At 72.4% G+C, this 13,645-nt stretch carries 12 protein-coding genes; 5 read left to right on the forward strand and 7 right to left on the reverse strand.

Translation table 11 applies throughout. The features are described from left to right. The first annotated feature begins 22 nt into the window (after positions 1-22). The 3 genes from IE325_RS06970 to IE325_RS06980 all read left to right on the forward strand — a co-directional run bounded on the left by IE325_RS06970 (position 23) and on the right by IE325_RS06980 (position 2,170). Positions 23-844, forward strand: coding sequence for a helix-turn-helix transcriptional regulator (locus IE325_RS06970; protein ID WP_229911721.1), 822 nt, complete (start codon positions 23-25; stop codon positions 842-844). Positions 845-874: 30 nt separating this feature from the next. After that, positions 875-1,228: a cytidine deaminase-like protein gene (locus tag IE325_RS06975; RefSeq protein WP_190068832.1), complete on the forward strand. Its 354-nt coding sequence runs from the start codon at positions 875-877 to the stop codon at positions 1,226-1,228. Between the two features lie 138 nt (positions 1,229-1,366). Beyond that, complete coding sequence (locus IE325_RS06980) at positions 1,367-2,170, forward strand: VOC family protein (protein WP_190068833.1); 804 nt, start codon at positions 1,367-1,369, stop codon at positions 2,168-2,170. 4 nt (positions 2,171-2,174) lie between these two features. On the opposite strand, the gene IE325_RS06985 is transcribed toward IE325_RS06980, so the two are convergent. The 3 genes from IE325_RS06985 to IE325_RS06995 all read right to left on the reverse strand — a co-directional run bounded on the left by IE325_RS06985 (position 2,175) and on the right by IE325_RS06995 (position 5,655). Continuing rightward, on the reverse strand, positions 2,175-3,317 hold the full coding sequence (locus IE325_RS06985; RefSeq protein ID WP_190068834.1) for a carbohydrate kinase family protein: 1,143 nt from the start codon (positions 3,315-3,317) through the stop codon (positions 2,175-2,177). Positions 3,318-3,430: 113 nt separating this feature from the next. Further along, the gene (locus tag IE325_RS06990; protein ID WP_190068835.1) at positions 3,431-4,720 is read right to left on the reverse strand and encodes a glucarate dehydratase family protein; all 1,290 of its coding nucleotides are present in this window, start codon (positions 4,718-4,720) and stop codon (positions 3,431-3,433) included. Continuing rightward, positions 4,717-5,655: a 5-dehydro-4-deoxyglucarate dehydratase gene (locus IE325_RS06995; RefSeq protein WP_190069219.1), complete on the reverse strand. Its 939-nt coding sequence runs from the start codon at positions 5,653-5,655 to the stop codon at positions 4,717-4,719. Before IE325_RS06995 ends, IE325_RS06990 begins: the two co-directional genes overlap by 4 nt. A gap of 129 nt (positions 5,656-5,784) precedes the next feature. On the opposite strand from IE325_RS06995, the gene IE325_RS07000 reads away from it, so the two are divergent. Then, positions 5,785-6,576: an IclR family transcriptional regulator gene (locus IE325_RS07000; RefSeq protein WP_190068836.1), complete on the forward strand. Its 792-nt coding sequence runs from the start codon at positions 5,785-5,787 to the stop codon at positions 6,574-6,576. A gap of 200 nt (positions 6,577-6,776) precedes the next feature. Further along, on the forward strand, positions 6,777-7,991 hold the full coding sequence (locus IE325_RS07005; RefSeq protein WP_190068837.1) for an MFS transporter: 1,215 nt from the start codon (positions 6,777-6,779) through the stop codon (positions 7,989-7,991). Here IE325_RS07005 and IE325_RS07010 read toward each other — a convergent pair. The 4 genes from IE325_RS07010 to IE325_RS07025 all read right to left on the reverse strand — a co-directional run bounded on the left by IE325_RS07010 (position 7,984) and on the right by IE325_RS07025 (position 13,577). Continuing rightward, on the reverse strand, positions 7,984-8,976 hold the full coding sequence (locus IE325_RS07010; RefSeq protein WP_190068838.1) for an adenosine deaminase: 993 nt from the start codon (positions 8,974-8,976) through the stop codon (positions 7,984-7,986). The genes IE325_RS07005 and IE325_RS07010 overlap by 8 nt on opposite strands. Positions 8,977-8,996: 20 nt before the next feature. Continuing rightward, a complete protein-coding gene (locus tag IE325_RS07015) occupies positions 8,997-9,902 on the reverse strand; it encodes a ribonuclease Z (protein WP_190068839.1) in 906 nt (301 codons plus the stop codon). A 12-nt stretch (positions 9,903-9,914) separates the two neighbouring features. After that, a complete protein-coding gene (locus IE325_RS07020) occupies positions 9,915-10,268 on the reverse strand; it encodes a histidine triad nucleotide-binding protein (RefSeq protein WP_190068840.1) in 354 nt (117 codons plus the stop codon). Positions 10,269-10,364: 96 nt separating this feature from the next. After that, positions 10,365-13,577, reverse strand: a complete 3,213-nt coding sequence (locus IE325_RS07025) for a S41 family peptidase (protein ID WP_190068841.1) — start codon at positions 13,575-13,577, stop codon at positions 10,365-10,367. Positions 13,578-13,645 lie beyond the last annotated feature (68 nt).

Consider the following 13,645-nt stretch of genomic DNA (forward strand, 5'->3'; position numbering starts at 1 on the left):
GCTCGAACTGCGCGAGTTCCTGATGAGCAGGCGGGCCCGGGTGACTCCGGGCGAGGCGGGGCTGCCGGACGGCGGCGCGCGGCGCCGTACGCCGGGGTTGCGGCGCGAGGAGGTGGCCGTGCTCGCCGGGGTGGGCGCGTCCTGGTACCAGTGGCTGGAGCAGGGGCGGGACATCTCCGTCTCGCCGCAGGTGCTGGACTCGGTGGCCCGGGTGCTGCGGTTGAGCAACGCCGAGCGGCGGCATCTGTATCTGCTGGCCGGGTTGAATCCGCCGGTGGCCGAAGTGGCGCCGGAGAAGCAGGACATGTGCGACGGGCTGCGGCGGCTGATCGACGCGTGGATGCCGTATCCGGCGCACATCATGGACAGGTACTACAACGGCGTCCTGCACAACGACGCGGCGGCGATCGTGCTGGGTATGCGGCCCGGTAAGCGCTGGAACTGTCTGATCGACTTCTTCACGGACCCGATGTACCGGGCGCGTTCTCGTAACTGGGACGCGAACGCGGCGACGGTCGTGGCGCAGTTCCGGGCGGTCTGCTCGGCGTCCCCCGACGACGAGGGGTTCCAGGCGGTGCTGGCCGAGGCGAAGGCGTCCAGTGCGGAGTTCAACGAGCTGTGGGAGCGGCGGGACATCGAGGACGCCGGGCAGATCCGCAAGGAGCTGGAGCATCCGCTGGTCGGGGTGCTGTGTCTGGAGTCGAGCGTGATGCAGATGCCGGTGCGGCCGGATCTGTCGATCGTGCTGCACACCCCGCTGGACGAGGCGAACACGGCGGCGAAGCTTCAGTGGCTGGCGTCTCCCGAGGGGCGGCGCGGGGCGATGTACCCGGTGGCCGGATAGGGCGCCGGTGGCGCTACGTATGCTCGGATCATGACCGACAACAGTGCGCTTGACCCCGAGGACCGCAAGATCGTCACCCTGGCCCGTTCGGCGCGGGCCCGCAACGGTGTGCCCGAGGGGGCGGCGGTGCGGGACTCCACGGGGCGTACGTATGTCGCCGGGACCGTGGCCCTGGAGTCGCTGAAGCTGAGCGCGCTGCAGACGGCTGTGGCGATGGCGGTGGCTTCGGGGGCGACGTCCTTGGAGGCGGCGGCGGTGGTGACGGAGGCGGACGGGGCGTCGGACGCCGACCGGGCCGCTGTGCGGGATCTTGGTGGGGCGGGGACGCCGGTGCTGGTGGCGGGGCCGGATGGGGCGGTGCGGGTGGTGGTGACGGCGGGCTGAGGGCCGGACCTTTTTTCGCCCCTGCCGCCCCTACCCGTCCCGTCCCCGGGGGCGGCGGGGGCGAAAAAGAGTCGACGGGCGATTGTCCCTGGCCGGTGTCAGGCTGAAGGCATACCGGATCGGCGGAAGGGAATCGTCATGATCACCACCGACCAGGCGCCCGGCTCCCCCTGTTGGCTGGACCTCGGCGCACCCGATGTGCGGGCTTCCGCGGACTTCTACGGTGCGGTGCTCGGCTGGGAGTACGAGTCGATGGGTGAGGGGGAGGAGTTCGAGGGCGGGATGTTCAAGAAGGACGGCAAGACCGTCGCCGGGCTCGGGAAGCTCACCGAGGAGGGGGCGCGGTCGGCCTGGATGATCTACTACACCGTCACCGACGCGGACGCCGCGGCGCAGGCCGTGCAGAGCGCGGGCGGCACCGTGCGGGTGGCGCCGATGGACCTGGAGGACTGGGGTCGGATGGCGCAGTTCACGGATCCGCAGGGCGGGCAGTTCGCCGTGTGGCAGCCGGGGAAGAACTCGGGCTTCGAGTTGGCGGACGAGTCGGGGTCGTTGTCCTGGACCGAGCTGTACACGACCGACGCGGCGGCCGCGAAGGAGTTCTACGGCGGGCTCTTCGGCTGGCAGTACAGCGACATGGAACTGCCGGGCGGCGGTGGCGCGTACACCCTGATCACGCCCGCCGGGCTGCCCGAGGACCGGATGCAGGGCGGTGTGATGCAGCTGCCGGCGGAGAACCTGGCGCTGGCAGGCGGGCGGCCGTACTGGCACCCGGTGTTCAACGTCGACGACTGCGACGCGGCGGTCGCCAAGGTCACCGGGAACGGCGGCAGTGTGCAGATGGGCCCGGAGGACGCGGAGGGCGTCGGCCGGCTGGCGGTGTGCGTGGACCCGTCGAACGCGGACTTCGTCGTACTGACCCCGGCGACGCCGCCGAGCTGAGCACTCACGCCGACCGTCTGAACCCGATCGTCGGCACCGCCCTGCGCAGCGGCCAGGGTCTGCCCGCCTCCTCCGGCACCAGGTCCGCGAGGAAGGCGTACCGGCGCAGGGCCTCGGGGTCCTGCCGGTCGAGGGACTGGACCTGACGCCACCAGGCGCCGATCTCGGCCCAGCCGGGGGCGGAGAGGGAGCCGCCGAACTCCTGGACGGAGAGCGCGGCGGTCAGCCCGGCGAAGGCGAGGCGGTCGGCGAGCGGCCAGTCGGCGAGGGTGCCGGTGACGAATCCGGCGACGAAGACGTCACCGGCGCCGGTCGGGTCCAGGGCCTCCACGGCGATGGCGGGGACCACAGCGGTCTCGCCGGTCCTGCCGTCCACGGCGTACGCGCCCTCCGCGCCGAGGGTGACGACCGCCAGCGGGACGTACTCGGTCAGGGCGTGGGCGGCCTCGCGGGGGCACTCGGTGCGGGTGTACCGCATGGCCTCCTGCGCGTTCGGCAGGAATGCCTCGCAATGCTCCAGGTCCGCGAGGCCCGCCAGATCCCATGCGCCCGTGTCGTCCCAGCCGACGTCGGCGAAGATGCGGGCGCCCTTGCTCGCGGCCTGGGCGATCCAGGGTGCGCGGGTGCCCGGCACCAGGGAGGCCACGGCGGCACGCGCGCGGGGCGGGCAGTCCGGACCGCCCTCTTGAACGAGCACAGCCTCCGGGGGCGGCTCATGGCCGTGGGAGACCATGGTGCGCTCCCCTTCGTAGGCCATCGACACCGTCACCGGTGAGTGCCAGCCCGGCACGGTGCGCGACGGGGAGAGGTCGATGCCCTCGCCCTGTTCCAGCGCGTCCCAGCAGTAGTCGCCGTAGTGGTCGTCGCCGAAGGCCGCCGCGAGCGAGGTGCGCAGGCCGAGGCGGGCCAGGGCGGTGGCCATGTTCGCCACGCCGCCGGGGCTGGAGCCCATGCCGCGCGCCCAGGACTCGGTGCCCCGCACCGGCGCGGAGTCGAGGCCGGTGAAGATGATGTCCAGGAACACCGTGCCGGTGAGGTAGACGTCCCAGGGCGGGTCGGAGGGCGCGCGCAGGCCGACGAGGGGGTCGACCTGGGCCCGGCGGTACGGTCCCTGTGCCGCGGGTCCCCTTGCGGTGGGCGTGGTCACGGTGCGCTCCCTGACGTGGTGCTGATCTGGCCAGTGTGCACCACGCCACTGACAACGCCACCGCGATCCCGGCCGAGCCCCTCCGGGTCACCGTCGAGGCGGCGCCTCCGGTCTCACCAGCGGGGCACGGACGGCATGACCCACGCCGGATCCGCGACCCGCATCGCCGTCGCGTCGTCGCGGTCCCTGAGCGCGCCGTCGTCATCCAGCCACCGCCGGTGCAGCTCGGCGAGCCGGTCGCGGTCCAGCTCGACACCGAGGCCTGGCGCGTCGGACACCGCGACCTTGCCGTCGTCGAAGGCAAGGCGCCGCGTCAGTACGTCCTCGGACTGCCAGGGGTAGTGGGAGTCGCAGGCGTGGTGGAGGTCCGGCACGGTCGACGCGACGTGGGTCATCGCGGCGAGGGAGATGCCGAGGTGGGTGTTGGAGTGCATGGACACCCCGACGCCGAAGGTCCGGCAGATCGCGGCCAGCTGCTGGGTGTTGCGCAGTCCGCCCCAGTAGTGGTGGTCGGAGAGGACGACCTGCACGGCGTCCCGTGTGAACGCCTCCTTGATCTCCGCGAACGTCGTCACACACATGTTGGTCGCCAGCGGCACCCCGGCCCGCGCGGCCACCTCGGCCATACCGGCGGTACCGAGCGTCGGGTCCTCCAGGTACTCCAGTACGTCCCCGAGTTCCCGGGCCACCTCCAGCGAGGTCTCCACCGACCAGGCCCCGTTGGGGTCGAGGCGCAGGGGATGCCCGGGGAATGCCTCCGCGAGCGCCCGTACGGCGGCGATCTCCTCTTCCGGCGGGAAGACGCCGCCCTTGAGCTTGAAGGAGGTGAAGCCGTAGCGCTCCTTGAACCTGCGTGCCTGCTCGACGATCCCGGCCGGGTCGACGGCGGCACCCCAGTCGTCCTTCTCCGCCCGCACGCCCTCCGGATGGAGGGCCCACTTGTAGAACAGGTACGCGCTGTACTCGACCGCGTCCCGCACCTTGCCACCGAGCAGCGCGTGCACCGGCAGCCCGAGCGCCTTGCCGAGGGCGTCGAGACAGGCGACCTCGAAGCCGGAGAGGACGGAGAGCCGCAGCTTGTCGGCGGTCTGGACGCCGCGCTGTCCTCCGACGTCGAGCTGCCCGGAGACCCGGGACCGGTCGACGGCCACCTCGTCGGCGACGGCGAACAGGCCGTTGAGGTCGCTGACTTGACGACCGATCAGCTTCTGCGCGAAGGGCCGGGCCAGCTCCAGGTACTTGGTGTCGCCGTACGTCTCCCCCACTCCCACGACCCCGTCCGCCGTCTCGACCTCCACGATCAGTCGGGGCGTGTACGGCTGGTGGACGCCCTGGGTGTTCAGCAGGGGCGGGTCTGCGACGAGGATCGGGGTCAGGCGTACGTCGGTGAGGGTGAGGTTCACAGGGCGGCTCCCACGAGGTCGAGTCCGGTGACGAGAAGGGCCCGCAGCTCGGCCAGGTCGGTGGCCGAGGGGTCGGTGAGCGGGGCGCGCACGGGGCCGACGGGGCGGCCGCGCAGCCGGGCCGCCGCCTTGACCAGCGAGACGGCGTAGCCGGGGACCCGGTCGCGGAGTTCGACGAGCGGGACGTAGAAGTCGCGCAGCAGCTTGTCGGTACGGCCGTGGTCGGCGTCCCCCAGCGCGGCGAAGAAGGCGTTCGCGATCTCGGGGGCGAAGGCGTGCACGGCGGAGGAGTAGGCGGGGACGCCGACCGTGGCGTAGGCGCGGGCCTGGATCTCGGCGGTGGAGGCGCCGTTGAAGAACAGGAAGCCCTCGGGTGCGGCCAGGGTGAGGCGCTGGAGCCGGTCGAGGTCGCTGTGGCCGTCCTTGAGGCCGATGACACCGGGGATCCGGGCGATACGCCGCAACGAGTCGGCGGTGAAGGCGACCTGGCCGCGCTGGTAGGCGATGAGCGGCAGCCGGGTCCGGGCCGCGAGCCGCTCCAGCTGGGCGACCAGGCCGTCCTGCGGAGCGGCGACGAGATAGTGCGGCAGGACGAGGAGGGCGTCGGCGCCGGCCTCCTCGGCGATCCGGGCGAACCGGGCGGCCTGCGCCCAGCCGTACCCGACCCCGGCGACCACGGGCACCCTGCCGCCGGCCTCCTCCACGGCCGCGGTGACGACGACGCGGTACTCGTCCTCGTCGAGCGAGAAGAACTCGCCGGTGCCGCAGGCGGGGAAGATCGCGCCAGGCCCGGTGGCTAGCTGGGCGGCGACATGGGTGCGGAAGCCGTCCGGGTCCAGCGAGCCGTCCTCGTGGAAGCTGGTGAGCGGGAACGACAGCACGCCGCGTGCCATGCCGTCCCGCAATCGCCGGGTCGTGTCCGTATCCAGAGTCACACCGTCATCCAGAGTCACACCGTCTCCCCATGTAGATGTCATCCATGTATGAGAATCGAGATTAGATACGCGAACCGCCACCGTCAATGACACCGCCCACCACGAACTCCGCCCGTTTACGATCGGCCCATGTCAGAGACAGGCGGCGTCCGTGAAGTGAAGTCGGCGGCGCGCACGGTCGAGTTGCTGGAACTCCTCGCCCTGCGCGGCGACCGGCCCGCGCGCCTCCAGGAACTGGCGGACGAACTGGAGGTGCCGCGCAGCTCGATGTACGCGCTGCTGCAGACCCTGATCTCCCGCGGCTGGGTCCGCACCGACGTCACCGGCTCCCTCTACGGCATCGGCATCCACGCCCTGCTCACCGGCACCAGCTATCTCGACTCCGACCCGCGCGTCCGCGCCGTACGCCCGTATCTCGACGAGGCCTCCGAGGCGCTGGGCGAGACCATCCACATGGCGCGCCTCGACGGCCAGGACGTGGCTTATCTGGCCACGCGCGAGTCGCACGAGTACCTGCGTACCATCAGCCGGGTCGGCCGGCGCCTCCCCGCGCACATCGGCGCCCTGGGCAAGGCCGTGCTCGCCGAACGCCCCGACACCGACCTCCCCGAGGGCCCTTACGAGGCCCGCACCCCCAACTCCCACACCACCCGCGAGTCCCTCGCCGCCGACCTCGCCGAGGTGCGGCGGCGCGGCTACTCCGTCGACCGCGAGGAGGGCGTCCCCGGCATCGTCGGCTTCGGCTTCGCGCTGCGCTACGACGCCCCGGCCCAGGACGCGATCAGCTGCTCGGTGCCGGTGGCCCGGCTGTCGGCGGAGCACGAGGGGCGGATCGTCGCGGTGATGCGGGAGATCAGGGCGAAGATCGAGGCGACGGTGCCGGGCGGAGGCGTGCGCGGAGCGGTGCATTGGCGCAAGTGAGGCGGCCGTAGCGGACGGATGAGGGCGACGTTCCTACCCCCCTTCCCTCACCGCAAACAGAACGTGCCTCAGATCACACCGTCCCCACTTTTTCGCGCGTCCTTTCGCTTGATACAAATTGCCCGCGCGTTCCTGTCCGTCGACGGCCTGCGCCCCTCCCCCTTCTTGTGCCGCTCCTTTCGCATGCCCTGGGAACGCCCGTGTTCGCCCCCCGCACCACTCCCTGGCCCCTCGTCGCCCTTTTCACGGCCGGGTACCTCGCTCCGTATCTGCTGCCGACGGTCGTCGGCAGGCTCGACTCCGGTCTTCCGCTCTCGCCCACCCAGGCGGGCGCCGTCGGCAGCGCGCTGCTGCTGAGTTCGGCGGCGGCGGGCTTCCTGCTGGCGTCCCGCGTCGAACGCGCAGGCGCCCGCCGGCTGGCCCGGATCGGCCTCACCCTGGCCCTGCTCGGCTATGGCGGCGCGGCCCTCGCGCACACCGTCCCGGCCGTCGTCCTCGGTGTGCTGATCGGCGGCCTCGGATCCGGTACGGCCACCGCGGTCGCCGCCACCCGTATCGCCGCCCAGCCCGACCCGCACCGGGCCACCACGGTCGGCCTGCTCGGCGTCTCCGCCCTCGCGGGCGCCGTCTATCTGACGGTCCCGCACCTCGGCCCCGGCCACGGCCAGCCGCTGGCAGCGATCGCCCTCACGGCGCTCGCCGTATGGCCGACGACGAGCCGATTGCCGTTGGACAGCGCCCCGCACCCGCAGACCCGCGCGACCACCCGGCTCCCCCACCGTCGCCCCGGCCGAACCCTCGCCGCCTGCATGCTGTGCTGGTCCCTCGCCCAGAACTCCCTCTGGGGCGTCAGCGGCCGGATCGGCCTGACCCAGGCGCAGCTGACGGAGGCCACGGTCGGCGCGGTGTTCGCCGTGGCGCTCGGCACCGGGCTGCTCGGGGTGACCGGGGCGGGCGCGCTCGGCCCGCGCCTCGGCCGCGCGCTGCCCATCGGCGGCGGCACGGTCCTCATCGCGGCCTGCATCGTGCTGAGCGCGTCCGCGACCGACCTGCCGACCTTCGCGACCGGCGAGATCGCCTGGAACACGCTCTACCCGATCGTCCTGTCGTACGTCATCGGCCTCGCCGCCTCCCTCGACACCCGCGGCCGCTGGGCGGTGCTCGTCGGCTCGGCGTCATCGCTGGGCACGGCGGCGGGCCCGCTGGCCGGGAGCGTGCTGTCGGCGCAGGCCGGGTTCCCGGTCATGGGCCTGGTCCTGGCGGTGGGGCTGCTGGTGATCGCCGTACCGATGACGGCGGTGGCGCTGGGCAGGCGCCACGAGGCGACCGTCGAGATCGCGGAAGGCCTGGATGTCGTCGAGATCCCCTTGGACACCGCGCAGGCCGCCCCCGACCGCCTGACCCCGGCTACGTGAACTCGTAGCCCTCCACCTCGGCGAGATACCGCGCCCGCAGCTCCTCGTCGTCCTCCAGGAAGGAGGCGAGGAAGGAGTTGCGGGCCAGCTCCCGGAGCCGTTCCCGGTCAAGGCCCAGCGCCGAGCGGACCGCGTCGAAGTTGTCGCCGGCGTACCCGCCGAAGTAGGCCGGGTCGTCGGAGTTCACCGTGCACATCAGCCCGGCGTCGAGCATCGCGGGCAGCGGATGGTCGGCCAGGGTGTCGACGGTCCGCAGCCGGACGTTCGACAGCGGACACAGCGTCAGCGGCACCCGCTCCCGCACCAGCCGCTCCACCAGCGCCGGGTCCTCCACGCACCGCAGCCCGTGGTCGACGCGTTCGACGCCGAGGACGTCCAGGGCCTCGGTGATGTAGGCGGGCGGCCCCTCCTCGCCCGCGTGCGCGACCCGACGCAGCCCGAGCGCGGCGGCGGCCTCGTACACCTCGCGGAACTTCACCGGCGGGTGGCCGACCTCGGCCGAGTCGAGGCCGATGCCGGTGATCCGGTCGAGATACGGCTCGGCGGCCCGCAGCGTCTCCATCGCCGACTCGGCGGAGTCGTCGCGCAGGAAGCACATGATGAGCCGGGTGGAGATGCCGTGGTCGGCCTGGCTCCGCTCAAGCGCCCGCCACAGCCCCTCGACGACCGTGCCCAGCTCGACGCCCCGCTTGGTGTGCGCCTGCGGGTCGAAGAAGATCTCCGCGTGCCGTACGCCCTGGGCGGCGGCGCGGGCGAGGTAGGCGTTCGCGAGGTCGGCGAAATCCTGCTCGGTGCGCAGGACGGCCATCAGCTCGTAGTACAGGTTCAGGAAGGACTGCAGATCCTCGAACTGGTAGGCCTTGCGGAGCGCGTCGGTGTCGCCGTAGGGCAGTTGGACGTCGTTCCGGGCGGCCAGCTCGAAGGCGAGCTCCGGTTCGAGGGTGCCTTCGATATGGAGGTGCAGTTCTGCTTTGGGGAGGGGCATCAAGGCATCGTACGGCCGTATTACCGACGTTTCGGCAGCGGGACCCGCAGCAGGTCGTGGGCCACCGTCAGCTCCCCGTCGAAACCGGCGTCCCGTGCCTGCCGCTCGAACTCGTCGGGGTCGGTGTAGCGCTGGCTGAAGTGGGTGAGCACGAGGTGTCGCACTCCGCTTTCGACGGCGACGCGGGCGGCCTGACCGGCGGTCAGATGGCCGTGCTCGACGGCGAGTTCGGCGTCCTCGTCCAGGAAGGTGGACTCGATGACGAGCATGTCGCAGCCGTCGGCGAGGGTGTACACCCCGTCGCACAGCCGGGTGTCCATGACGAACGCGAACCGCTGCCCGCGCCGGAACTCGCTCACCTCGTCCAGCGAGACCCCGCCCAGCTCGCCCTCACGCTGCAGACGGCCGACGTCCGGGCCCTTGATGCCATGCGCGGCGAGCCGTTCGGGCAGCATGCGGCGGCCGTCGGGCTCGACGAGGCGATAGCCGTAGGACTCGACGGGGTGCGAGAGCCGGGCCGCGTGGAGCGTGTAGCCATCGGTCTCGGCGATCACGCCGTCGGCGCTGATCGGTTCCTGCGCCAGGTCGACGGTCTCGCGGTAGGCGGTGGCGTACCGCAGCCGGTCGAAGAAGCGCTGGCCGGAGCGCGGGTAGTGCGCGGTGACGGGGTGCGGGACCCGGTCGAGGTTGATCCGCTGGATGACTCCGGCGAGTCCGAGTGAGTGGTCGCCGTGGAAGTGGGTGACGCAGATCCGGTTCAGGTCATGCGCGGCGACCCCGGCACGCAGCATCTGCCGCTGGGTGCCCTCGCCGGGATCGAAGAGGATGCCCTCGGCGTCCCAGCGCAGCAGGTAGCCGTTGTGGTTCCGGTGCCGGGTGGGGACCTGGCTCGCCGTCCCCAGGACGACCAATTCACGTACGGACACGGGGACTTGGACCTATCCGGGGGGCCACTGCATGCCGCGGCCGCCGAGGACGTGGGCGTGCGCGTGGAAGACGGTCTGGCCTGCGCCGGCGCCGGTGTTGAAGACGATGCGGTAGCTCTCCAGCTTGTCCTCGTCGGCGACGGCCTTTGCTTCGCGCAGGACGTCCGCGGCGAGAGCCGGCTCGGCGGTGGCCAAGGTGGCGGCGTCCTTGTAATGCGTCTTGGGGATGACCAGGACGTGAGTGGGAGCCTGAGGGTTGATGTCCCGGAAAGCGACGGTCGTGTCCGTCTCTCGCACGATCGTCGCCGGGACGTGGCCTGCGACGATCTTGCAGAACAGGCAGTCGTCCTGCGGCTCGCCTGACATTTTCCCTCCGGGGGTTCGGCCGGTTCACATACGGGGGGCATCGTATCGTCGCTGGGTGCGGGTGCGTGGGGGTTGATCGCGCAGTGCCCCGCGCCCCTACGAGGTGGGCAGCGTCGGCGGAGTCTTCGCGGGCCGTTCCTCCAGCCCGGCCAACGCCAACCGCACCGCCTCGTCCAGCTGTACGTCCCTCCCCGCCACCCAGTCCTGCGGCCGCTGCACGACCTCCACATCCGGGTCCACCCCGTGGTTCTCCACGTCCCACCCGTACCCCTCCAGCCAGATGGCGTACTTCGGCTGGTTGATCAGGGTGCCGTCGACCAGGCGGTAGCGGCTGTCGATGCCGATCACGCCGCCCCAGGTCCGGGTGCCCACCACGGGGCCCAGTCCCAGTGCCTTGATCGCGGCGTTGACGATGTCGCCGTCCGAGCCGGAGAACTCGTCGGCGACCGCGACGACCGGGCCGCGTGGGGCGTCCTGGGGGTAGCTGTAGGGGCGCATGCCGCGGGGCAGGCCCCAGCCGACGATGCGTCGGGCCAGCTTCTCCACGACGAGTTGGGAGGTGTGGCCGCCGCCGTTCTCGCGGATGTCGACGACGAGGCCCTCGCGGGCGACCTCGACACGCAGGTCGCGGTGGATCTGGGCCCAGCCGGGGGCCTGCATGTCGGGGATGTGGAGGTAGCCGAGGCGGCCGCCGGACTTCTCGTGGACGTAGGCGCGCCGGTCGGCGACCCAGGCGTGGTAGCGCAGGGGCTGCTCGTCGGCGATGGGGGTCACGACCGCGTGCCGTACGTCCCCGCCGCCGGCCGGCGAGATCGTCAGCTCCACCGGCTTGCCGGCCGTGCCGACGAGGAGGGGGCCGGGGCCGGTGACCGGGTCCACCGGTACGCCGGCCACCGCCACGATCGCGTCGCCGACGCGCACCGCGACTCCGGGTGCGGCCAGGGGTGCGCGGGCCTCGGGGTCGGAGGTCTCCGAGGGGAGGATGCGGTCGATGCGCCAAGTGCCGTCGGTGTGCCGGGAGATGTCGGCGCCGAGGAGGCCCTGCCGGGCGCCGCCGCCGTATCCGCCGCGCGGTGAGACGTATGCGTGCGAGGTGCCCAGTTCGCCCTGGACCTCCCACAGCAGGTCGACCAGGTCGTCGTGGGTGGCTACGCGGTCGAGGAGGGGACGGTAGCGGTCCAGGACTCCCGGCCAGTCGACGCCGCTCATGTCGGGGCGCCAGAAGTGGTCCCGCATGATGCGGCCGGCCTCGTCGAACATCTGCCGCCACTCGGCCGACGGGTCGACCGTCTGCCGTACGCGGGTCAGATCGACGGTGATGTTCGAGTCGCTGTCCTCGTCGCCCGAGGCCCGCCGGTCGCTCGGTACGACCTTGAGCCTGCTGTCGGTCCACAGCAGCACTCGCTTGCCGTCGCCGCTGACCTCGAAGTCGTCGGCGTCGTCCGCGAGATGCTCGACGCGGCGCTGGAGGAGGTCGTAGCGCTCCAGCTCGGTCTTGGGCTCGGGGTCGTCGGGGGTGGCCCGGGAGGCGCCGAGGGCGCCGCGCACGGGGTGGCGCAGCCAGAGCACGCCGTCCTTGGCGGCCCGCAGGGTGGTGTAGCGGGCGGCCTCGACCGGGAACGGGACGATCCGGTCGGCGAGGCCTTCGAGGTCGATACGGGTGGTGGGCGTGCCCTCGCTGTCGGGGGTCTCGTCCTTGTCGGGGGCGTCGAAGGGGCGGCCGTGGCGTTGCGGACCGAAGGGGGACGGGGTGGTGGCGGCGAGGGTGATCAGGTGGGGGCGGGAGCCGACCACGAAGGCGAGGTCGAAGACATGCTCGTCGTAGACCGGGTCGAAGGCGCGCGTCGACAGGAAGACCAGGTGCTTGCCGTCCTGGGTGAAGGCCGGTGCGAAGTCCTGGAAGCGCAGCGGGGTCGCCTCGGAGACCGACAGGTCGGTGGTGTTGGCGAGCTTGAGCTGGCACAGCGGGCGCGGGCCGGGGTGGGACCAGGCGAGCCAGGCCGAGTCGGGTGAGAAGACCAGCCCGGAGACATCGCCGTCCTCGCTGCGGTCGACCTCGCGGACCTCGCCGGTCTCCCGCTCGACGAGCAGCAGCCTTCCGTCGTGCGCGGCGACCGCCGCCCTGCTCCCGTCGGGCGCCATGGCGAGTTCCAGGACGCGGCCCAGCTGCCCGGCGGCCAGTCTGCGCGGGGTTGCCCCGGGCGCGAGTCCGGTGGCGGGGGCGAACTCCAGGGCGTCGTCGCCCTCCGCGTCCGTCACCCACACCACCCACTCCTCGCCCTCCGCCCGGAAGGTGCGCGGCAGCCGGGCCCGTACGCCGGGCTCGGCGGCCAGCGCGCGGGCGGGGCCCGAGCGGTGGGTGACCCAGTGCACGGCGCCCCGGACGCAGACGGCGCTGCCGCGCGCGGTGTGGTCGGGCGCGGCCTCCCCGAAGGAGCGGGCGGCGTTCAGCTGGTACGGCTGCCGGTCGGTGCGCTGCCCACCGAGCCGGATGTCGAGGCGGCGCGGTTCGGCGCCGTCCAGGTCGTCCAGGAGCCGGAGTTCACCGGCGGACGAGAAGACGACGCGGGTGCCGTCGCTGGTGGCGTGCCGGGCGTAGAAGCCGTCGACGGGGGTGTGCCGGCGCAGGTCGGAGCCGTCGGCGAGGGAGGAGTAGACGGCGCCGACCCCCTCGTGGTCGGAGAGGAAGGCGATCCGCTCCCCCACCCACATGGGGTCTTCGAGGTTCCCGTCCAGGTCCTCGTGCAGCCGTACGAACTCGCCCTCCCCGTCCCGGTCGATCCACAACTTGCCCGCCGTACCGCCCCGGTAGCGCTTCCACCGGGCGGCCTCGAGGCCCATCGGCGCGGAGGCGACCACCAGGTGCGGGCCGTGCACGACGTCGCCGACCGGGCCGTAGGGCAGAGTGGTGGCGGGGCCGCCGTCCAGCGGGAGCGTGCGGGCCCAGGTGCGGCGGTTGCTGCCCTGGCCCTGGGTGCTGATCACCAGGACCTGGCCGTCCGGGGTCCAGCCGCGCACCCGGGTCTGCCAGCTGCCCCAGTGCGTGAGGCGCCTGGAAGGGCCGCCGTCGACCGGTGCGATGTGCACCTCGGGGGCGCCGTCGCGGGTGGAGGTCCAGGCGACGGTGGTGCCGTCGGGCGAGATGCGGGGCCGGGAGACCGGCACATTGTCGGCGCTGACCCGCCAGGCGCGGCCGCCGTCGACGGGGGCGAGCCACACGTCGTCCTCGGCGGTGAAGGCGACCAGGTCACCGTGCAGATGCGGATACCGGAGGTAGGACGACGATCCGGGCGTCGCTGGCTGAGTCACCCGATCACCTTAAGCAGCGGGCGGCGTCCGGGAACAGGCCTTTCGATCACTTGGCCAACTCCCGCTCG

The sequence above is a fragment of the Streptomyces lanatus genome (assembly GCF_014655715.1).
GTDB lineage: Bacteria > Actinomycetota > Actinomycetes > Streptomycetales > Streptomycetaceae > Streptomyces > Streptomyces lanatus.